Source organism: Frigoribacterium sp. PhB24, from assembly GCF_003755185.1.
Classification (GTDB): domain Bacteria; phylum Actinomycetota; class Actinomycetes; order Actinomycetales; family Microbacteriaceae; genus Frigoribacterium.
Map to the genome: position 1 here is coordinate 422,331 of NZ_RKIC01000010.1, position 20,075 is coordinate 442,405.

A 20,075-nucleotide genomic window follows, 5' to 3' on the forward strand; every position below is an offset into this window, starting at 1 on the left:
GGTGAAACGGGGCACAAACGAAGCGTCCCGCCCGCCCGGCGTCGTCGATGACCCCACATGTCGGGGTACAGCCCGGGTCCGCCTTCTGCCATGATCTCTCCTGACCACGACGACACCACCAGGAGGCCACATGCTGCTGGGCCTCCCCGCCCACCTCGCGTCGGCAGCCGTCGGTGATTCGGTGTCGAGGGCCTGCCACGCGATCGCGGCCACCGTGCTCGCGGCGGCCGCCGCCTTGCTGCTCGCCAAGCAGGCCACCACACCCGACCTGCTGCTCTGGCCTGCCCTCGTCTCGCTCGTTCCGCTGGTGGTACTGCTCCTCGTGGTCGAGCGCACGCGCTCCACGACGGCACACCTCGCCTACCTGATCGTCGGGACCGCCGCCCTGTACTGGTACGCCGTCACCCTCTTCTCGCAGGTCGCTGCGGTGCAGGCGTCGGACGCCTTCTCGCTGTCGTTGCCCAAGATCGCTCTCGTCATGGTCGGCAGCACGGCCGTCGGACCTCGCCGGGGGCTCCTCTGGTCGGCGGCGGGCTACGCGGCCGGCGAGCTCGCGACCCAGTTGGCGACCTGGCACACCGGAGCCTCCCTGCGGCTCGACGTCACCGCCCTGTCGGCGTTCGTTCTCGTGGCCGTGGTGACCGCCCACGCCGAGACGTCGCGGGGGCGCGCGCGGAGGGCCCAGCCCCGGCTGCACCGTGCTGCGCTCGAGCAGCAGGTGCAGGGCATCCGCGTCGACATCGAGCAGCAGGCCGCCGCCCTCGTCCACGACACGATCCTCGGGCACCTCGCGGCCGTGGCGAGCACGCGTCCCGGTGCCCTGCCCTCCGAGACCGCTCGGGCGATCGTCGCCGACCTCGAGGTGCTCGTCGGGCGTGACTGGCTGTCGGCGGACTCCGCGCCTCCCGAGGTCGCCGTGGCGGCTGCGGACGCCTGGGAGCACAGCCGGGTGCACGCCGCCGTCCAACAGTCGCGGTCGGGCGGCCTCGAGGTGTCCGTGACGGGCGACGTCTCGGCGGTCGGTCGTCTCGACCCCGTCACCGCGGACGCACTCGGTCTGGCCGTCGCGCAATGCCTCGTCAACGTCAGCCGACACAGCGGTGTCGGCCGGGCCGAGCTCGTCGTGTTCGGTGACGGCACCGACCTCACCGTGATGGTGATCGACGACGGCGTCGGCTTCGACACGGCGGCGGTGGCCCCCGACCGTCTCGGGCTGACGAACTCGGTCGAAGGCCGTCTCGCCCGTGTCCACGGTCACGTGCAGATCTGGTCGTCCCCTGGCAGCGGCACGTCGATCGTCCTCCGGGTCCCGTTCTCCGTCGCGACGTCGACAGTCGTCGTCACCACCGACGACGGTGTGCCGGCATGACCCCCGCCGTCGCTGCCCGCCCGGCCGCGCGCGCCTCCGGGCGGACGCCCCAGCAGGTCGATCCGCTCGGTGCCCTCGCGGCCCGGCCGATCACCCTGGCAGCAGCTCTCGCCTCGGCGCTCGTGGCCGGCGCGTACACGCTGCTGCGGGCCTCCGACGTCTCGTCGCCGTGGGCCGCGGCCGCGGCGCTCGTCGCCCTCGCCGTGGGTGGTGTCGTGCTCGTCGTCTCGGCCGCGCCCCTCAGGGCGCCGTTCGGGCCCGGGGCGCTCTGGGGTGTGGCCGCGGCGGGCGCGGCGGCGGGCGTGCTGTCGGCCCTGGCCACCGCCGGCAGCAATCCCTTCGTCCGGGACGACTGGGCGGGGATCGCCGCGGGGGTCCTCCTGCTCGGGGTGGCCCCGTACCGCTCGGCGCGCGAGATCCTGACGGCAGGTGGCGTCGTGGCGGTGGTCCTCGCGGTCGTGGTCCTGGTCGAGGCTCCCGGGTTCGTCACGCCGGTGCCCGTCGCGTCGTACGTCGTCGTCGCCCTCACGCCGCTGCTCGCGCTGACGGCAGCCTCCGCGACCTTCTCGGCCGTCTTCGTCGGCCACGTCGAGGGATGGGTCTCGCGGGCCACGGGGTTCCGCAGGGCCAGCACCGACGACCTGCGGGTGACGCTCGCCCGATCGGTCCAGCAGGACCGCGTCACCGTGCTCAACCGCGAGGTCGTGCCGTTCTTCGCGCGGCTGGTCGAGTCGGGCCGGATCGACGAGCGCGACGCCGACGAGGCACGGCGCGTGGCCGACTCGCTGCGCGCCTCCTTGGTGGCCGAGGCCGACGCGACGTGGCTGGCACGGCGTCTCGGGGCCCTCGGCCGCCGGGTCCCGGCCGAGGTCGTCGACCCCGACCGGCTCGCCGATCGTCTGGGCCCCGCGTACCGCACGGCGCTCTGGGCTCTCTTCGCGACGGTGGACGACGGCGAGGCCGTCGACGCCCGCTCGCTCCGGGTCGTGCTCGAGGCCGAGGAGGCGCGGGTCGACATCGCGATCGAGCTCGCGTTCGGGTCCTCGGCCACCGCCGCACGACGGTCGCTCGCCCCCTGTCTGACCGTGCTCCGCCTCGTCTCGGGCGATCTGCGGGTCGACCGGACCCCTTCGCTTCTGACACTAAGGTTTTCTTATGACCAGCACTGAGTCGAGCGGTCGCTCGTCCCATCGTCCGGGCTTCGGCAGGCCCGTCGCAGCACCTTCGTGGGCCACCGTCGGCCCGGGCTCCGAAGTACCGCCCGCGCGTCGCGTCCGACTCGCGATCCTGGACGACCACGAGGTGCTGCTCGACAGCCTCAGCAGCTGGATCAACGTCAACGCGTACGATTTCGACCTCGTCCTCACGGCACACACCTGGCTCCAGCTGGTGCACAGCGACAACTTCCCGACCGACCTCGTGTTCCTCGACTTCCAGTTGAAAGAGCCCGTCTCGATCGAGGCTCGTGTCCGGACGTGCCGGGCTGCCGGGGCCAAGGTCGTCGTGTTGTCCAGCCTCGACACCCGCGAGTCGCGCGAGCGTGCCCTCGAGGCCGGGGCGTCGGCCTTCCTGTCGAAGACCCTCCCGATGCGCGAGGTGATGGACGCCGCCCGACAGGTCATGGGCGTCGCCCGTGACAACTCGCCCCAGCGCGACTGGCGTCCGCTGCCGGCCGGTGCGGCGAACCAGACCCGCCCGAAGCTCAGCGCCGGCGAGGCCGAGGCGTTCCGGTTGTACGTCTCGGGTTTCAGCACGAACGAGGTCGCCGCGCAGATGAACGTCCAGTACGAGACGGCGAAGACCTTCCTCCGCCGCGTGCGTGAGAAGTACGCGAAGGCCAACCGGCCCGCCAGCAAGAAGTCCGAGCTCATCCGGCGGGCCGCCGAAGACGGCTACCTGCAGTAGTGGCCAAGCTCTACTTCCGCTACGGCGCGATGAACAGCGGCAAGAGCACGGCTCTGCTGCAGGCGGCGTACAACTACGAAGAACGCGGGCAGCGCGTGTTGCTCGCCAAACCGGGGGTCGACACCAAGGGCGACGGGGCCATCGTCTCCCGGTTGGGAGTGACCCGGGTGGCGGACGTCACCTTCGCCCCCGACGACGAGGTCCGGCAGGTGTTCCTGGCCCGGCGGGACGCCGTGCGAGACGAGACGGGCTCGAGCCTCGCCTGCTTGCTCGTCGACGAGGCGCAGTTCCTGGCCCCGCATCAGATCGACGACCTGCTGCGCATCGCGATCCTCGACGACGTCCCCGTGCTGGCCTACGGCATCCGGACGGACTTCCGTACGGTGGCCTTCCCCGGTAGCCGGCGGTTGCTCGAGGTGGCGCATTCGCTCGAAGAGCTCAAGACGATCTGCCGCTGCGGTCGCAAGGCGGTCTTCACCGCTCGGACGGTGGGGGACCGGTTCGTCTTCGATGGCGACCAGGTCGCCATCGACGGGCAGCAGGTGACGTACGAGTCGCTCTGCGGCGCCTGCTACCTCGCCGAGTCCGGCGGCCGTCTCGCCTGACCCCGGGCGACCACAAGGCACAGAAAGCACGAAGCCCCACCCGCGGGTGGAGCCGATGTCGTGTCGCCCGAAGGGCGAACCAAGAGCACGAAAGCACATGGCCCCACCCGAAGGTGGAGCCATGTGCTCTGGTCGGGGTAGCGGGATTCGAACCCACGACCTCCTCGTCCCGAACGAGGCGCGCTACCAAGCTGCGCCACACCCCGATGTCTTCGCGTTCTCACGTGAAGCAACCTGACAAGAATAGCCCATGTTCGGGCCTGCTCGTGTCACCCCGGGCGAGCTCAGGCCGTGAGAGTCACGATCACGGCTTCGGGACGGCACGAGAACCGTACGGGGGCGTAGATCGACGTGCCCAGACCCGCCGAGATCTCGAGGTGTGCTGTCTTTCGGGCGTGGCTCCAGGTCGTCAATCCACTGACCTTGCTGCGAGGCAGGTCGCAGTTGGTGACCAGGGCGCCGTAGCCGGGTACCTGGACCTGTCCGCCGTGCGTGTGACCGCCGAAGATGACGTCGGCGCCGTTGTTGACGAACGAGTTGAGCACACGCTGGTACGGCGCGTGGGTGACGCCGATGCTGATGGGGTCGGGCCCGCCGCGATCGTCTTGCCAGCCGACGTTCTCGCGCAGGTCGTCGAGGGCGCCGGGGATGCGGTCGAGGCGGTCCCAGCCTCGGTGGGCGTCGTTGACACCGAACAGCTCGAGTCGCGAGCCGCGCAGCTCGAGTGCCCGTGCCCTGTTGTTCAGGTCGAGCCAGCCGAGTTGGTCGGTGAAGAAGGCCTGCATCCGATCGATGTCGAGGTCGACCGGCGTGCGGTGGGCCTTGCTCGGTCCGCCGAAGTAAGCCAAGGGGTTCTTGGGGGCGGGGCCGTAGTAGTCGTTGGAGCCGTTGACGAAGACCCCGGGGACGCCACGGAAGGGTTCGAGCGCGTACTCAAGGGCGGTGTGGGCGTCTTCGTGGCCGATGTTGTCGCCGGTGTTCACGATGAGGTCGGGTTCGAGCACGGCGAGGCCTCTCACCCACTCCTGCTTCTCGGATTGCCAGGGGGCGAGATGCAGGTCGGACAGGTGCAGGATCGTCAGCGTCCGTGAGCCGGGTTCGAGGACGGGCAGGACCTCGTGCCGCACCGTGAACCGGTTGCGTTCGACGAACACGCCCCAGGCCAGAGCCCCGAGGCCGACGGCCGCGCCCGCTGCTGCGGTCACGGCCGTCGTCTGGAGGGCGCTGGGCCCGCCGGTGCTTCGTGGGCTCACGCGCAGTTGCCCGGGTCGTTGCCGTCCTTGTCGCCGAAGACCGTCAGCCCGATCGCCGAGTCCTTGGCGACCGACGTGGCGGCGGCGGGATTCGTCGAGGCGACCTGGCAGGCGTTCCTGCCGTCTCCTGGAGTGAATCCGGCGATGGACACCTTGGACGTGTCGAAGCCGGCTCCTCCGATCGACTTGACCGCATCGCCCACCTTCTGCCTGGTGACGTCGGGAACGGCCGCGGCACCGCTGCCGTCACTCGTGAAGACCTTCACGGTCGTGCCCTTCGACACGACGGAGCCGACGGCCGGGTCCGAGCCGATGACCTGCCCGGCGGGCAGGGCCGACGGCTGGGTGCCGCCGTCCTGGTACGCCAGCGACACGCCCCTCAACAGCGCCTGGGCCGCCGAGGGGGTCGTGCCGGCCATGTCGGGAACGGCCACGCCCGAGCCTCGCAACACGGCACCGGACGCTTCACCGAAGGGGCCGCCGGGATACACGGTGTTGTTCACGCTCTGCACGGCCTTGAAGTACTGCACGCGGGCATTCGCGTAGCTCGTCACCCCCGCGAGGTTGGGGGAGTTGAAGCTGCGGAGGCTCTTCTTGGGGCCGTCGGCGACTCCCTGCCACACGGCCGTCGCGATCTTCGACGTCGCGCCGATGATCCAGATCTGGTCCTTGAGGTCGGTGGTGCCGGTCTTGCCGATCTCGGGGTAGCCGTCGGCCGGCAGGCCGCCGACGCCGGTGCCGTTCCGCCACAGGCCCTGCATGGCCACCGCGGCGGCCGCGGCCACCTGCGGGTCGACGACCTGGCTGCACGACTGCGGCTGTCCGCCGATGTCGACGCCCTTGTCGTCCTTGATGTTGTCCACGATGATCGGCGAGCAGTAGACGCCACCCGCGGCGATCCCGGCGTAGGCGGTCGCCATGGTCAGCGGAGCGATCTCGTCCGCGGTGCCGAGGATGGTCGACGGGAAGGTCTGCAACTCGCCTCCGTCGGCGCGGTGCACCCCGAGCTTCTTGGCGACGCCGTTGATGTCGGCGATGTCGAGCTTCTCGGCCATGGCGGCGTAGGCCGTGTTCATCGACTTGGCCGTCGCGTCGGCGACGCTCATCTGACCGGGCTGCTCACCCGCGTCGTTCTTGGGGGTGTACTTGTTGCCCCGGCTGCCGTCGATGGTCATGTTGAAGGTGCGCGGCTTGGCGTTGACGCTCTCGTAGATGCCGTGCCCCTGCTCGAGCCAGTCGATCAGTGTGAAGGGCTTGTAGGTCGAACCGGGCTGGAACCCGATCGATCCGCCGTAGTCCCTGTCGGTGCTGTAGTTGACCGAGGTGAGGGTGCGGTCGGGACTCGAGGTCTCGGAGAACGTGGTGTTCTGTGCCATCACCACGACGCGCCCGGTACCGGCTTCGACGGAGTCCACGACGCTGCCGAGCTGGAAGTTGCTCTCGCTGGCCGGGGCGTACTTGTCCACCTGCGCCTTGGCGTTCTCGTTGAGGTCGAGGTTCAGCGTCGTGTAGACGTCGTAGCCGCCGGTGTTCCAGTTGGCCTGACGTTCTTCGGGGGTCGAGCCCAGGACGGCGAGGTCCTTGATGCTCTTCTTCACGTAGTCGCAGAAGTAGGCGGCAGAGGGGACGGTGACGGCACCGCACCCCTGCGAGGGGGCCGTCAGCACGACGTAGCTCTCGACGGGTGTGGCCAGCGAGGCGTCGGCCGTGGCCTGGTCGATGTCTTTCTCGGCGAGCATCGACTTGATGATGACGTCGCGTCGGGCCTTGTTGGCCGGGTACTTCTCGGGCGTCGACATGTTGCGCGAGTCGGGGTACTGCACGATCGCGATGAGGCTCGCGGCCTCGGGCACCGTGAGGTCGGCCGCGCTCTTGTTGTAGTAGTGCTGCGCGGCGGCCTGAACACCGTAGGTCTGGTCGCCGAAGTACGCGATGTTGAGGTAGGCCAGCAGGATGTCGTCCTTGCTGTACTTCTTCTCGAGTCCGATCGCGAACTTCATCTCTTCGAGCTTGCGGTCGAGGGTCGTGGTCGTCGCCTCTTTGTAGGCGGCGTCGCGCTCGTCCGCGGTCGGCAGCTGCTGCGACTGTGCGATGCGGATGTTGCGCACGAGCTGCATCGTCAGGGTCGAGCCACCACCGCTGGCCCCGAGCTCACCGGCGCCCGCCGAGCCGACGGCCGCGCGCACGAGGGAGGTGACGTCGACGCCGCCGTGCTCGTAGAAGCGGCGGTCCTCGCCCGCGACGACGGCGGTCTTGAGGTTCGGGCTGACCTCGTCCCACGAGAGTTCGACGCGGTTCTCGCTGTAGAGGGTCGCGAAGGGCACCTGCTGCCCGCCCTGGGTCGCGTACAGCGTGTTGCGCTGCTGCAACTTGCCGATCTCGATGTACTCCGGGATCGATTCGAAGACCCCGATCGAACTCGAGGCCGTCATGCCGGCGACCGCGATGGCCGGCGTCACGCCGATGGTCACCAGGAGGCCGGCCAGGACGCTGAAGCCGACGAATCCGAAGAGTGCCCCGATGGCGGACGTGGGCTTCGATTTTTGGGCAGACATAGGATCAGGGTAAGCGACATCGCCGATTTTCAAGCTGAACGGAAGCCGAAATGGTCCTTTGGGAGTACACGACGACGCCCCTGCTGGTGCACAACAGCACGGCGATCCTCAACAACTGGGGTTCCGACGGGTGGGAACTCGTCCAGGTGACCCAGGGCCCCGAGGGCGGTCCCGTCGCGTGGCTCAAGCGCCCCCGCCAGGACGCCTGATGGCGACGGTCGACGAGCGACTGGCCGAGCTCGGTCTCGTCCTCCCACCGGTGGCGGCGCCCGCGGGCTCGTACGTCCCGGCCCTCCGCACCGGGTCGCTCGTCTACACGGCGGGTCAGCTGCCCTTCGTCGACGGTGAACTGTCGTCGACCGGCAAGGTCGGCGACGGGCACGGCCTCGTCGAGCCTGCCGATGCCCAGGCGATGGCGGCGACGTGCGTGCTGAACGCCCTGGCCGCCGCGGCGACGGTGCTCGACTCGCTCGACGACGTCGTCCGCGTCGTCAAGCTGACCGGTTTCGTCGCCTCCGATCCCGACTTCTCCGGCCAGCCCGGCGTGATCAACGGCGCCTCCGACCTCCTCGGGCGGATCTTCGGCGAGGCGGGGCGTCACGCCCGCAGCGCCGTGGGGGTGGCGGTGCTGCCGCTCGACTCGCCCGTCGAGGTCGAGCTCGTCCTCGAGGTCCGCTGACGCGCCTCCTCGTCCGGTCACGACCACGGCCCCTCCTCTCGGCGAGGAGGGGCCGTGGTCGTGCCGGGGTCAGCGCATCTCGGCGGTGATGACCGACATGACCGAGGTGTCGGCCAGCGTGGTCGTGTCGCCGACCTCGCGACCCTCCGCCACGTCGCGGAGCAGGCGGCGCATGATCTTGCCCGAGCGCGTCTTCGGCAGCTCGTCGACGAGCACGACGCTGCGGGGACGCGCGATGGCGCCGATCTGGTGGGCGACGTGCGCGCGCAACGCGGCCACCGCCTCCTCGGGGGTCTGCGTCGTCTTCGCCTTGTTCCGCAGGATGACGAACGCCACGACCGCTTGACCGGTGGTCTCGTCGGCCGCGCCGACGACGGCGGACTCGGCGACGATCGGGTGCGACACGAGGGCCGACTCGATCTCAGCGGTCGACAGGCGGTGGCCCGAGACGTTCATGACGTCGTCGACGCGGCCGAGCAGCCAGATGTCGCCGTCCTCGTCGCGGCGGGCGCCGTCGTCGGCGAAATAGCGGTCGCCGAAGCGGCTCCAGTACGTCTCGACGTACCGGTCGGGGTCGCCCCAGATGCCGCGCAGCATGGACGGCCACGGCTCGGAGACGACCAGCAGGCCGCTCTCGCCGTTGCCCACGGGTGTGCCGTGGTCGTCGACCACGTCGACCACGATGCCCGGCAGAGGCGTCTGGGCCGACCCGGGCTTGGTGGTCGTGACGCCCGGCAGCGGCGAGATCATCTGCGCGCCCGTCTCGGTCTGCCACCACGTGTCGACGATGGGTGTGCGCCCGGCTCCGATGACCTCGCGGAACCACAGCCAGGCCTCCGGGTTGATCGGCTCACCGACGGACCCGAGGAGGCGCAACGACGTCAGGTCGCGGGCCCCCGGGATCTCTCTGCCGGACTTCATGAAGCCCCGGATCGCCGTCGGGGCGGTGTAGAAGATCGTGACGCCGTACTTCTCGACGATGTCCCACCAGCGGCCCGGTGCCGGGAAGTCGGGGGTGCCCTCGTAGAGCACCTGTGTCGCGCCGTTGGCGAGCGGGCCGTAGACGACGTAGCTGTGCCCGGTGATCCACCCGACGTCCGCCGTGCACCAGTAGACGTCGGTCTCGGGGTGCAGGTCGAAGACGACGGAGTGGGTGTAGGCGACCTGGGTGAGGTAGCCGCCCGACGTGTGCAGGATGCCCTTGGGTTTTCCGGTCGTACCGCTCGTGTAGAGGATGAAGAGCGGGTGCTCGGCCTCGAAGGGCTCGGCGACGTGTTCGGCCTCGACGGTCTCGATCGCGTCGTGCCACCAGACGTCACGGCCGTCGGTCCATGAGACGTCGTTGCCCCCTCGCCGGACCACGAGGACGTGTTCGACCGTCGAGTCGCCGTCCACCGCCAGCGCCTCGTCGACGGCCGCCTTGAGGGGGGAGACCGCCCCCTTGCGCCAGCCGCCGTCGGCCGTCACGACCAGACGGGCACCGGCGTCGTCGATGCGGGCTCGCAGGCTCTCGGCGCTGAACCCGCCGAACACGACCGAGTGGACGGCTCCGATCCGTGCCACGGCCAGCATGGTGACGACGGCCTCGGGGATCTGCGGCAGGTAGACGATCACACGGTCACCGGCCCGCACCCCGAGGGAGAGCAGCAGGTTCGCCGCACGCTTGACCTCGTGGGTCAGCTCGGCGTAGGTCAGCGAGCGGGCGTCGCCGGGCTCGCCCTCCCAGTGCAGCGCGACGCGGTCGCCGTGCCCGGCCTCCACGTGACGATCCAGGCAGTTGTAGGCGACGTTGAGCGTGCCGTCGGCGAACCACCGGGCGAACGGTGCATTCGACCAGTCGAGCGTCTCGGTCGGAGCCTGGGCCCAGGTGAGCCGCTCGAGGGCCTGCTCGGCCCAGAAGGCGAGGCGGTCGGCCGCGGCCCGTCCGGCGAGGTCGGGGCCGGCCGAGGCGGTCCGGGCGAAGTCGGCGGGCGGGGGGAAGGTGCGTCCTTCGATGGGCTGGTCGTCGGTGCCGTCGAGCATCGGAGTCCTCTCGCGTCGTTGCGTGAACCGCGGCACGGAGCCGCGCCGACGACCTTACTCCGGAGATCGCGTCGGGCAGAGCGGGGCGACACGCTCGGCGGGTCCCTGCGACGTGGTGTTCCCAGGCCGTTCTGGGGTACACTGGACGAGTCGGATTCGATTCCGACGTGCGTCGCGCTGATTCCCCCCAATCGCCCGACGCACGTGGCGGCACCGGTTCCCCCCAACCGGTGCCGCCCCTCTCTTTTAACCCGCCGGTCGCCCGGGTGGACGGTCGTCTCGTCCCCAGGGGCGACGAGTCGTGATTCGTCCCCAAGGCAGCTGACCGATCTGTCTGTTCCGGTCGGTCGCTTCCTACGGTCGTGTCCATGTCACACGAGCCCCGAGCCGGTGTCGGCGGTCACCCGTCCCTCACCCTCGATCACCCTCCCACTCGCTTCGCCCTGCATCCGGCCGCGACCCTCGCCACGGGGCGGGGTACAGAACGTCAGTTCGGGGTACAAGGACGGTTCACGCGTCAGGAGCGTGCCGCGTTCGGACCCCTGGCCCGTCTCCTCGACGACCCGGCCGTCACCGACGTGTTCGTGACCGGAGGCGTGGGCGTGTGGGTCGATCGCGGCGCCGGGGCCGAGCCCGAGACGAGCCTCCACCTCGCCGAGGCCGCGGCGCGGCAGGTGGCGGTGCGCCTGGTCTCGCTCGGGGGACGGCACGTCGACGAGTCGAGTCCCTGCGTCGACGTGCGCCTGGGAGACGGCCTCCGGGTGCACGTCGTGCTGCCGCCGCTCGCCGTCGCGGGCACCGCTCTCTCGATCCGCGTGCCCCGCGCGGAGTCGCTCTCCCTCCTCGACCTGGACCGCAGCGGATTCTTCCCGCCAGGAGGACTCGAGGCGGTGACGGGATGCGTAGAGCGACGGGCCAACGTCCTGGTCAGCGGGTCGGGTGGTGCCGGCAAGACGACGTTCCTCGCCGCGTTGCTGTCCGAGGCTCCCGGTTCCGACCGCATCGTGACCATCGAGGACGTCGCCGAGCTGCGACCACGTCACCCCCACGTCGTCGCGCTCGAGACGCGTCAACCCAACCTCGAAGGAGCGGGCGGAGTAGACCTGTCCCGTCTCGTCCGAGAGGCCCTCCGGATGAGACCCGACCGTCTCGTGGTGGGCGAGGTGCGGGGGCCGGAGATCCGCGACCTGCTCTCCGCCCTGAACACCGGGCACGACGGTGGTGCGGGCACCGTCCACGCCAACGGCCTGGAGGACGTCCCCGCGCGGCTCGAGGCGCTCGGGGCGCTCGCCGGGCTCGGGGTCCACGCCCTGGCCCGTCAGGCCGTGAGTGCGATCGACGCCGTGTTCCACCTCGAGCGACGGGGTGGCCACCGGAGGCTCGCCGAGATCGGCCACCTGGCCGTGACACCCGACGGGCGCCTCTGCGCCCGGTCGGGACCGCGGGGGTGAGCGGGGGCCCGGGGTCAGCTCCCCGCCGGCGGAGGGCGAGGCGTGCGCGGCCGACACCGGCGGCCGTCCTGGTCGAACGTCTCGCCGTCCTCGTCGGTGCGGGTGTCGCGCCGTCCCGAGCCTGGGGGCACGTCGGCGCCGTCGAGCCGCCGGGCCCGATCCGGCGACTGGCCGAGGTGGTCGCCCTCGACGGTGGCGACGGCGTCGCGGTCTCCGACAGTCTCGTGTCGTGGCTCGACACCCGGCCTTTCGAGGGTGCCGTCGACGCCGACGGGCACGAACGGACCTGGCGGCAGGTCGCCTGCGCGTGGCGGGTCGCCGAGACCAGTGGGGCGCCGATGGCCGACTGCCTGCACTCCGTCGTCTCGGCCCTCCGCTCGGCCGACGAGGCCCGCCGAGACGTGCAGGTGGCCCTGAGCGGACCACGGGCGACGGCGACCGTGGTCCTCGCCCTCCCTCCGGTGGGCCTCCTCTTCTCCTTGGGGCTGGGATTCGATACCGGCACGGTGCTCGTCGGCACCCCGATCGGATGGGCGTGCCTCGTCGGCGCGGCCGGTCTCGTGACCGTCGCGCGTCGGTGGAACGCCCGTCTCGTGCGCGCCGCCCTGCCGTCGTCGAGGGTGCCGGGACTGCGCCCGGAGCTCCTCGCCGTGGCTCTGTCCGGGGGAGCCTCGTGGTCGTCCGGCCTCGCCGTCGTCGATGAGGCGATCGCCTCGTGCGGCGTCGGGGCCGCATCGCCCGGGACACGAGGAGGCGCGGGGCCGGTCGACGAGTCCGCCGACCGGGTCGAATTCCACCGGTGCGAGGCGGTGCTCGACCTGTCCCGTCGTGCCGGCGCGCCGGCGGGCCTCCTCCTGCGCTCCGAAGCCCGCGAGTTGCGGCTCGAGGCCCGCACGGCCGCCCAGGCGGCGGCCGGCCGGCTCGGGGTCACCCTGATGCTGCCCCTCGGCGTGTGCATCCTGCCGGCGTTCCTGATCGTCGGGGTCGTCCCCCTCGTCGTCTCGCTCGTGTCGTCCACAGCGGGCTCCTGGTGACCGACCGTCCCCAGGCCGGGACGACGCCCGCGGCCCGTCCGCTCCATCCCGCCAGGCTCGACTCGTCACCGGAGAGGTGACGACGACCACGAGAGGAACATCATGACCGTTGCCACGACCCCACCGCCCGCCGTCTCGCCGACGGGGCCCCGCGCCTCCTGCGCCTCGGCCGCAGGCCGGATCGCGTCCGTCGCGCATCGCCTGGCCCGGGCTGACGACGGTGCGGCCACGGCCGAGTACGCGATCGTCATCATGGCGGCGGTGGGCTTCGCCGGACTGCTCGTGACGATCATGAGGTCGGACGAGGTCCGGGGCGTCCTGTCCGACCTGGTCCGCTCGGCCCTCACCGTCGGATGACGGCCGAGCAGGCGGTCGAGGTCCGCCGCCGCCTCTCCCGCCTCGGCCGGGGTGCCCACGACGAGAAGGGGAGCGCGACGGTCGAGTTCGCGATGACGATGCCCGCCGTCGTCTTGGTCGTGGCGTTCGTCGTCGCGAGCCTGGGCGTCACCTCGCAGTCCGTGCGGCTCGCGGACGCCGCAGCCGTCGTCGCCCGGCAGAGTGCCCGAGGTGATCGCGGCTCGGTCGGCGCGACTCTGGAGCGGCTCGCACCGGGGGCTTCGTCGTCCGAGTCCGTGGGTGCGGACCTCGTCTGCGTCGACCTCCGCCGCACGGTGCGGGTCGGCCCCGTCGGCGAGGTCGCGTTGACCTCCCGCAGTTGCGCGCCGACGGCCGGACGATGACCGTCCGCCGCGTCGTCGCCGGCGACCGCGGCGGCTCGACCGTCCTCCTGGCCGGCGGCATCGTGACCATCGCCACCCTCTGCGTCGTCCTCGTCGGATCGCACTCGGCCCTCGTGGTCCGGTCGCGTACGGCCGGGGCGGCCGACGCCTCGGCGCTCGCCGCGGCCGATGCCCTCGCGGGGGTCGTCGTCGGCTCTCCGTGCGACCGGGCCGCCGTGACCGCCGAGGCGAACGGCGTCGACCTGACGGCCTGCGTCGTCTCGGGCGCCGAGGCCACGGTGGAGGTCTCGACGGCCCTCGGACCGATCGGCGTCACGGCCCGCGCGTCGGCCGGTCCACCGCCCCCGTCGGCCCCGCCCCGGGGCCGTGTCCCGTGAAGGAGGCCCGAGTGTCGGGTGTGTATGGTGTGGCTGTCGGCTGCACGGCTCCCGACGTTCCTCGGGGTCGGTGGGAGCGATCGAGCACCCCGTCCTCGCCCTGCAGCCCCTCGCCCGGTCCGTCGGACCGGGTCGCCGCACCACCACCCAAGGAGTCCCGTGCCAGGCACGAAGAAACTGGTCATCGTCGAGTCGCCCGCCAAGGCCAAGACGATCGGGCAGTACCTCGGCGACGGATACGAGGTGCTGGCCTCCGTCGGTCACATCCGCGATCTCGTCGAGCCCAAGAACCTCCCGGCCGAACTGAAGAAGGGGTCGATGGGTAAGTTCTCCGTCGACGTCGAGAACGGTTTCGAGCCCTACTACGTCGTGTCGGACGCGAAGAAGAAGACCGTCTCGGATCTCAAGCGCGCGTTGAAGAACGCCGACGAGCTCTACCTCGCGACAGATGAGGACCGCGAGGGCGAGGCGATCGCGTGGCACCTCCTGCAAGAGCTCAAGCCCAAGGTGCCCGTCAAGCGCATGGTCTTCCACGAGATCACCAAGGACGCCATCCAGAAAGCCCAGGAGAACACGCGCGAACTCGACACCGCCCTGGTCGACGCCCAAGAGACCCGCCGCATCCTCGACCGCCTCTACGGCTACGAGGTCTCGCCCGTCCTGTGGCGCAAGGTCGGCCCCGGCCTCTCGGCCGGCCGTGTCCAGTCGGCCGCCACCCGTCTCGTCGTCGACCGCGAACGTGAACGACTGGCGTTCGTCTCCGCCTCGTACTGGGACCTCACCGCCACCTTCGAGCCCGTCGCGACCGAGGGTGAGGCGAAGGTCGCCTTCGGGTCACGCCTCGTCCGCGTCAACGGGGGACGCGTGGCCGCCGGCCGCGACTTCGACGACCGTGGTCGGCTGAAGGGCGAGGCGGTCGCGCTCGACGAGGCGGCGGCACGTGCACTCGCCGAGGCCCTGAGCTCCGCCGACGTCGAGATCGTCGTCGGCTCGGTCGACTCGAAGCCCTACACGCGCCGTCCCGCTGCTCCTTTCACCACGTCGACGCTCCAGCAAGAGGCCGCGCGCAAGCTACGGTTCTCGGCCCGGCAGACCATGAGCGTCGCGCAGTCGCTCTACGAGAACGGCCACATCACCTACATGCGCACCGACTCGCCGGCGCTGTCCCAGCAGGCGATCGGTGCGGCGCGCAGCCAGGCGGCGAAGCTCTACGGGCCCGAGACGGTTCCCGAGAAGCCGCGGCTGTACACCGGCAAGAGCAAGAACGCCCAAGAGGCCCACGAGGCCATCCGTCCGTCGGGGGACACCTTCAAGACTCCCTCCGAGATGCAGAACGTGCTGCGCGGCAACGACTGGAAGCTCTACGACCTCATCTGGAAGCGCACGGTCGCGTCGCAGATGGCGGACGCCAAGGGATCGACCGCCTCGGTCGTCGTCTCGGCGACCACCCCGGGCACGGTCGAGGGCATCGCCTCCCGCACGGCCGTCGGCACGCTCGCCGAGTTCGCCGCTTCGGGCACGGTCATCACGTTCCGCGGGTTCCTCAACGCCTACGAAGAGGGGCGTGACGAGGACCGCCACGGCGCGGCCGAACCCGCCGAGGCCAAGCTGCCTCCGCTGACCGCCGGTCAGGCCCTCGGGCTCGACGAGGTCGAGGCGAAGGGGCACGACACGTCGGCTCCGCCGCGCTACACCGAGGCGAGCCTGGTCAAGACGCTCGAAGAGCTCGGCATCGGTCGCCCCTCGACGTACGCCGCCATCATGTCGACCATCGTCGACCGCGGCTACGTCACGCCCCGCGGGACGGCCCTCGTCCCGAACTGGATCGCGTTCTCGGTGGTCCGTCTGCTCGAGGACTACTTCGCCGACCTGGTCGAGTACGACTTCACGGCCAGCATGGAGGACGACCTCGACCTCATCGCCGGCGGCGACGCCGACCGCGTGGACTGGTTGAACGGCTTCTACTTCGGCAACGAGTCACACCGAGGTCTCCGCAAGGTGATCGACAACCTGGGCGAGATCGACGCGCGCGACATCAACTCCATCGTCCTCGCCGACGGCGTGACCCTGCGCATCGGTCGCTACGGCCCCTACCTCGAGGCGCCGGGCGACGATCCCGAGACGCCGCGCCGGGTGAACGTGCCCGAAGACCTCGCGCCCGACGAGTTGACCGCCGAGAAGGCGCGCGAGCTGATCGAGGCCCCCGTCGTCGGTGACCGCGTGCTGGGGCTCAACCCCGAGACGGGCAAGGAGGTCATCGCGAAGGACGGCCGATTCGGCCCGTACGTCACCGAGCGGACCCCCGAGTCGGCGACCCACGAGGGTTCGGGCGAGATCGTGGCCGACCCGGCGACGGGCGAGGTGACCGAGCCGGCGGCTGCCGCCACGACCACGGCCGGGGCGAAGAAGACCCCCGCCAAGAAGACCCCCGCCAAGAAGGCCGCCGCTCCGAAAGAACGCACGGCGTCGCTCTTCAAGAGCATGGGCGTCGACACGATCGACCTCGACACGGCCCTGCGACTGCTCGACCTGCCCCGCACCGTCGGCACCGACCCCGAGAGCGGCGACGAGATCCAGGCGCAGAACGGTCGTTACGGTCCCTACCTGAAGAAGGGGACCGACACCCGGTCGTTGACGAGCGAGGACCAGATCTTCGACATCGACCTGCCCGGGGCGCTCGAGCTCTACGCCCAGCCGAAGTACGGCGCCCGCAAGGCCAGCAGCGCTTTGAAAGAGTTCGAGGCCGACCCGGTCAGCGGCAAGCCCATCAAGGTGAAGGACGGTCGATTCGGTCCGTACGTCACCGACGGCGAGACGAACGCGACGATCCCACGCGGCGAGACCGTGGAAGAGGTCGACTTCGACCGTGCCGTCCAGCTGCTCGCCGACAAACGCGCCAAGGGCCCGGCCAAGCCCAAGGCGGCCGCGAAGAAGGCACCTGCCAAGAAAGCGCCCGCCAAGAAGGCGAGCACCGCCAAGGCGCCGGCCAAGAAGGCGGCGACCACGGCCGCCAAGAAGGCGCCGGTCAAGAAGGCCCCTGCGGAGAAGACCGCGGCGCCCGAGGCTCAGGCCGAGTGACCGGCGCGGTCGACCCCCGAGCCGAGGGCGCACGCTGACCATGCCCCTCTGGGAACACCTCACGGGTCAGCCCGATGCCATCGAGGCGTTGACCGCGGCCGCCTCCACGCAGCCCGGCAACGCCTCGATGACGCACTCGTGGCTGATCACCGGGCCGCCCGGCTCGGGGCGCTCGAACCTCGCCTACGCCTTCGCGGCCGCGCTGCTCTCGCGGGAGCCGGCGGACGAAGACGCGACGCTCCGCCAGGTGGCCGCCCGATCGCACCCCGATCTCGCGGTCCTCAGCACCGAGCGCATCATCATCACGATCGACGAGGTCCGCGCTCTGGTCGCGGCGAGCCAGTTCTCACCGTCGGTGGGCCGTTACCGGGTGGTCGTCATCGAGGACGCCGACCGCATGACCGAGCGCACCTCGAACCTCCTGCTCAAGGCCCTCGAAGAACCACCACCCCGCACCGTCTGGCTGCTGTGCGCTCCCAGCGAGGCCGATCTCATCCCCACGATCCGCTCCCGCGTCCGCAGCGTGCGCCTCCGCATGCCGGCCGTGAGCGACGTCGCCGCCCTCCTCGAGAACCGTGACGGCGTCGACCCCGAGATCGCGCTCGTGGCGGCGCGCGAGGCCCAGAGCCACATCGGCATGGCGCGGCGTCTGGCGCTCGACACCTCGGCGAGGTCCCGACGTCGGCAGACCCTCGAGACCGCACTGGCGATCCGGAGCGTCTCGGACGCGGTCATCTCGGCGGCGACCCTGCTCGCGGTCGCCGGCGACGACGCCAAGGCCATCACCGAAGAACGCGACGCCGAAGAACGGGCGGGTGCGTTGCGGTCGCTGGGCGTCGAACCGGGTGGCACCGTCCCTCCGGCGCTGCGCAGCCAGCTGCGGGCCCTCGAGGACGACCAGAAGCGTCGGGCGACCCGGAGCCTCCGGGACGGGATCGACCGCATCATGGTCGACCTCCTCTCGCTGTACCGCGACGTCCTGCTGCTACAGCTCGGCGTCGACGAGCAGCCCATCAACGAGAGCATCCGGGCACAGCTCGACATCGCGGCGGCGGCGTCGACGCCGGCCGCGACCCTGGCCGTGCTCGACGCCATCACCCTGGCCCGACGCCGCATCGAGGCCAACGTGTCGCCGGCCATGGCGCTCGAGGCCATGCTCGTCGTGGTCAGTCGGCGCACCGGCCGCTGATCGGCGGTCGACGCCGGCGAGACCACCACGGAGGCGAGCGTCCCGTCCATGCCTTTCCCCGGCTGCATGCGCGATGATGGCCTGATGAGCGACCCGAACGCCGCCCCCGGTCTGCGTGAGCGCAAACGTCTGGCCACCCGTCGAGCGATCCAGGTCGCCGTCCTCGACCTCATCGTCGAGCACGGCCTCGAGGCGGTGACCGTCGACATGGTCAGCCGCCGGGCAGACGTCTCGCCGCGCACCTTCTTCAATTACTTCCCGTCCAAAGAAGAGGCCGTCGTCGGCGATCCGCCGGCGCTGCCCGACGGCCACGACCTCGAGCGGTTCGTGGCCCAACGCGACGAGCCCGTGTTGTCGAGCCTGATCCAGCTGCTCACGAACGCCGTCGAGTCGGCCACGGTCGACCGCGAGCTGGTCGTCCTGCGCCGGCGGGTGCTGCGCGCCCACCCCGACCTGCTCGCCCGCCGCATCGCGTCGACGCGGGTCTTCGAGGAGCGTCTGACGACCGTCGTCGCGCAGCGCATGGCCGCCGACGCGGGTGTCGCGGACGACGCGGTGGACGCCTCGTTGGTCAGCCGCGCGCACCTCGTGTCCCTGGTCAGCATCGCCGCCCTGCGACACGCGTGGGCGGAGTGGATCGACGACGACGACGTGGACCACCTCAGCGACATGCGGTACAGCTTGCGTGCCCGCATGGAGGCCAGCTTCGACGAGCTCGGCCGCCTCGTGACACGTGAGGTCCGCTGATCCTGTACAGTATCTAATCGTGCCGCGAGGCACGGGCAACCGGCTCAGGTCGGTCCCGCCGCTTTAGCTCAGTCGGTAGAGCGTCTCACTCGTAATGAGAAGGTCATCAGTTCGATTCTGATAAGCGGCTCCCTCAGAGGCCCGGATCTACACCGATCCGGGCCTCTTCCCGATTCAGGAACCGACGCCCCGGAGGGCAATCAGAGGGCAACACTCATGACGGAGGGCTACCGCCAGCCCACCGAGTCGACGTACGATCGCCGCATGAGAGCACTTCAAGTCGTCGGCGTCATCTGCCTGATCCTCGCGGGCCTGGCTCTCATCATCGCCATCACCGGCGGCTCCTACCTGTTCGGCGCCGCAGCGATCACTCTCGGCCTCATCGGCGGGTTCTCGATCTACACGCTTGCGCAGAAGGAGATCGCCCAGTCACGCGCGAAAGCGACGCCCGAGGCCTGATCGGCTCACTGAGACGACGAAAGACCCCCACCCAGGCACTAAGCCGGATGGGGGTCTTTCAGATCGCCGAAGCTGCTATCTCGTCGAGCTGATTGAGAGCCAAGAGCAGAGCATCCCACTCCAGCTCGGTCGTCTGGGGGTTGTCGGATACCCGCGCTACGAAAAGCGCAAACTGATGAATCAAGTCGTCGGCGGTCATCCGCTCATCTTGTCGGGCGGTGGACCTAAGTAGGCACTTATCCCCAGATGTCAGAGGACCTGCGTACGCTCCCCGATCGTGGGAGTGAACGGATCAGGCGACGCGTACAGGCGCATCATCAACAAGCCCATCCCCGCACACCCGCACGCGCACGGCGGGTTCGGTCTCTGGACCATCCAGGTCAAGCCAGGGCCGGCCCTCGGCTGGGTCATCATCCGTTCGAACGGCCACGAGCCCCGCTACCACGCCTACGCCTACTGCCGCGATGCCGGCGGGCGCCGGCCGTGGCTGCGCGAGTTTGGCACGTTGAACAGCGCCGTCGCGTGGATGCTGCAGCATGAATCAGAGATCCGCGAACTCATCGCCGGCAGTGAACCGGAGCCGGACGAGCCGATCACCTAGGCTTTGCTCTC

Annotated in this window: 20 protein-coding genes and 2 tRNA genes; 17 read left to right on the forward strand and 5 right to left on the reverse strand. The window is 70.5% G+C overall.

Going from position 1 to position 20,075, the window contains the following annotated elements; genetic code table 11:
* Positions 1 to 130 precede the first annotated feature (130 nt).
* The 4 genes from EDF50_RS06805 to EDF50_RS06820 are packed head-to-tail and all read left to right on the forward strand — an operon-like array spanning position 131 to position 3,879.
* Complete coding sequence (locus tag EDF50_RS06805; protein ID WP_123518781.1) at positions 131 to 1,369, forward strand: sensor histidine kinase; 1,239 nt, start codon at positions 131 to 133, stop codon at positions 1,367 to 1,369.
* Positions 1,366 to 2,538 (forward strand): hypothetical protein, encoded by a 1,173-nt coding sequence (locus tag EDF50_RS06810; RefSeq protein WP_123518782.1) that lies wholly within the window; start codon positions 1,366 to 1,368, stop codon positions 2,536 to 2,538. The genes EDF50_RS06805 and EDF50_RS06810 overlap by 4 nt, the downstream gene beginning before the upstream one ends.
* On the forward strand, positions 2,525 to 3,274 hold the full coding sequence (locus EDF50_RS06815) for a response regulator (RefSeq protein WP_123518783.1): 750 nt from the start codon (positions 2,525 to 2,527) through the stop codon (positions 3,272 to 3,274). Before EDF50_RS06810 ends, EDF50_RS06815 begins: the two co-directional genes overlap by 14 nt.
* The gene (locus tag EDF50_RS06820) at positions 3,274 to 3,879 is read left to right on the forward strand and encodes a thymidine kinase (RefSeq protein ID WP_123518784.1); all 606 of its coding nucleotides are present in this window, start codon (positions 3,274 to 3,276) and stop codon (positions 3,877 to 3,879) included. The genes EDF50_RS06815 and EDF50_RS06820 overlap by 1 nt, the downstream gene beginning before the upstream one ends.
* Before the next feature lie 129 nt (positions 3,880 to 4,008).
* Here the strand turns inward: EDF50_RS06820 and EDF50_RS06825 are convergent.
* The 3 genes from EDF50_RS06825 to EDF50_RS06835 all read right to left on the reverse strand — a co-directional run bounded on the left by EDF50_RS06825 (position 4,009) and on the right by EDF50_RS06835 (position 7,687).
* Positions 4,009 to 4,085, reverse strand: a tRNA-Pro gene (locus tag EDF50_RS06825).
* 78 nt (positions 4,086 to 4,163) lie between these two features.
* Positions 4,164 to 5,084: a metallophosphoesterase gene (locus tag EDF50_RS06830; protein WP_123518996.1), complete on the reverse strand. Its 921-nt coding sequence runs from the start codon at positions 5,082 to 5,084 to the stop codon at positions 4,164 to 4,166.
* 44 nt (positions 5,085 to 5,128) lie between these two features.
* Positions 5,129 to 7,687, reverse strand: a complete 2,559-nt coding sequence (locus EDF50_RS06835; protein WP_123518785.1) for a transglycosylase domain-containing protein — start codon at positions 7,685 to 7,687, stop codon at positions 5,129 to 5,131.
* A 50-nt stretch (positions 7,688 to 7,737) separates the two neighbouring features.
* Here EDF50_RS06835 and EDF50_RS16805 point away from each other — a divergent pair, with 50 nt between their 5' ends.
* Entirely contained in the window at positions 7,738 to 7,896 is a 159-nt protein-coding gene (locus tag EDF50_RS16805; RefSeq protein ID WP_167599048.1) for a hypothetical protein, read from the forward strand.
* Positions 7,896 to 8,366, forward strand: coding sequence for a RidA family protein (locus EDF50_RS06840; protein ID WP_123518786.1), 471 nt, complete (start codon positions 7,896 to 7,898; stop codon positions 8,364 to 8,366). Before EDF50_RS16805 ends, EDF50_RS06840 begins: the two co-directional genes overlap by 1 nt.
* A gap of 69 nt (positions 8,367 to 8,435) precedes the next feature.
* Here the strand turns inward: EDF50_RS06840 and acs are convergent, their stop codons facing one another.
* Positions 8,436 to 10,388, reverse strand: a complete 1,953-nt coding sequence (acs, locus tag EDF50_RS06845) for an acetate--CoA ligase (RefSeq protein ID WP_123518787.1) — start codon at positions 10,386 to 10,388, stop codon at positions 8,436 to 8,438.
* A gap of 368 nt (positions 10,389 to 10,756) precedes the next feature.
* Here acs and EDF50_RS06850 point away from each other — a divergent pair, with 368 nt between their 5' ends.
* From EDF50_RS06850 to EDF50_RS06895, 10 genes are all read left to right on the forward strand, one after another.
* Complete coding sequence (locus EDF50_RS06850; RefSeq protein WP_123518788.1) at positions 10,757 to 11,839, forward strand: TadA family conjugal transfer-associated ATPase; 1,083 nt, start codon at positions 10,757 to 10,759, stop codon at positions 11,837 to 11,839.
* Positions 11,836 to 12,873 (forward strand): type II secretion system F family protein, encoded by a 1,038-nt coding sequence (locus EDF50_RS16605; protein ID WP_158612650.1) that lies wholly within the window; start codon positions 11,836 to 11,838, stop codon positions 12,871 to 12,873. Before EDF50_RS06850 ends, EDF50_RS16605 begins: the two co-directional genes overlap by 4 nt.
* A 102-nt stretch (positions 12,874 to 12,975) precedes the next feature.
* Positions 12,976 to 13,230, forward strand: coding sequence for a DUF4244 domain-containing protein (locus tag EDF50_RS06860; protein WP_123518789.1), 255 nt, complete (start codon positions 12,976 to 12,978; stop codon positions 13,228 to 13,230).
* Positions 13,227 to 13,613: a TadE family type IV pilus minor pilin gene (locus EDF50_RS06865; protein ID WP_123518790.1), complete on the forward strand. Its 387-nt coding sequence runs from the start codon at positions 13,227 to 13,229 to the stop codon at positions 13,611 to 13,613. The genes EDF50_RS06860 and EDF50_RS06865 overlap by 4 nt, the downstream gene beginning before the upstream one ends.
* A complete protein-coding gene (locus EDF50_RS06870; RefSeq protein ID WP_123518791.1) occupies positions 13,610 to 13,990 on the forward strand; it encodes an Rv3654c family TadE-like protein in 381 nt (126 codons plus the stop codon). Before EDF50_RS06865 ends, EDF50_RS06870 begins: the two co-directional genes overlap by 4 nt.
* Positions 13,991 to 14,149: 159 nt before the next feature.
* On the forward strand, positions 14,150 to 17,068 hold the full coding sequence (gene topA / locus EDF50_RS06875; protein WP_123518792.1) for a type I DNA topoisomerase: 2,919 nt from the start codon (positions 14,150 to 14,152) through the stop codon (positions 17,066 to 17,068).
* Positions 17,069 to 17,108: 40 nt separating this feature from the next.
* Positions 17,109 to 18,257, forward strand: a complete 1,149-nt coding sequence (locus EDF50_RS06880) for a DNA polymerase III subunit delta' (RefSeq protein WP_123518793.1) — start codon at positions 17,109 to 17,111, stop codon at positions 18,255 to 18,257.
* A gap of 84 nt (positions 18,258 to 18,341) precedes the next feature.
* Positions 18,342 to 19,004: a TetR/AcrR family transcriptional regulator gene (locus EDF50_RS06885; protein WP_123518794.1), complete on the forward strand. Its 663-nt coding sequence runs from the start codon at positions 18,342 to 18,344 to the stop codon at positions 19,002 to 19,004.
* 57 nt (positions 19,005 to 19,061) lie between these two features.
* Positions 19,062 to 19,134 (forward strand) — tRNA-Thr (locus EDF50_RS06890).
* 134 nt (positions 19,135 to 19,268) lie between these two features.
* Positions 19,269 to 19,463, forward strand: coding sequence for a hypothetical protein (locus EDF50_RS06895; protein ID WP_148076775.1), 195 nt, complete (start codon positions 19,269 to 19,271; stop codon positions 19,461 to 19,463).
* A gap of 58 nt (positions 19,464 to 19,521) precedes the next feature.
* On the opposite strand, the gene EDF50_RS16610 is transcribed toward EDF50_RS06895, so the two are convergent.
* Positions 19,522 to 19,662, reverse strand: a complete 141-nt coding sequence (locus EDF50_RS16610) for a hypothetical protein (protein ID WP_158612651.1) — start codon at positions 19,660 to 19,662, stop codon at positions 19,522 to 19,524.
* 84 nt (positions 19,663 to 19,746) lie between these two features.
* On the opposite strand from EDF50_RS16610, the gene EDF50_RS06900 reads away from it, so the two are divergent.
* Positions 19,747 to 20,064 (forward strand): hypothetical protein, encoded by a 318-nt coding sequence (locus EDF50_RS06900; RefSeq protein ID WP_123518796.1) that lies wholly within the window; start codon positions 19,747 to 19,749, stop codon positions 20,062 to 20,064.
* The last annotated feature ends 11 nt before the right edge of the window (positions 20,065 to 20,075 follow it).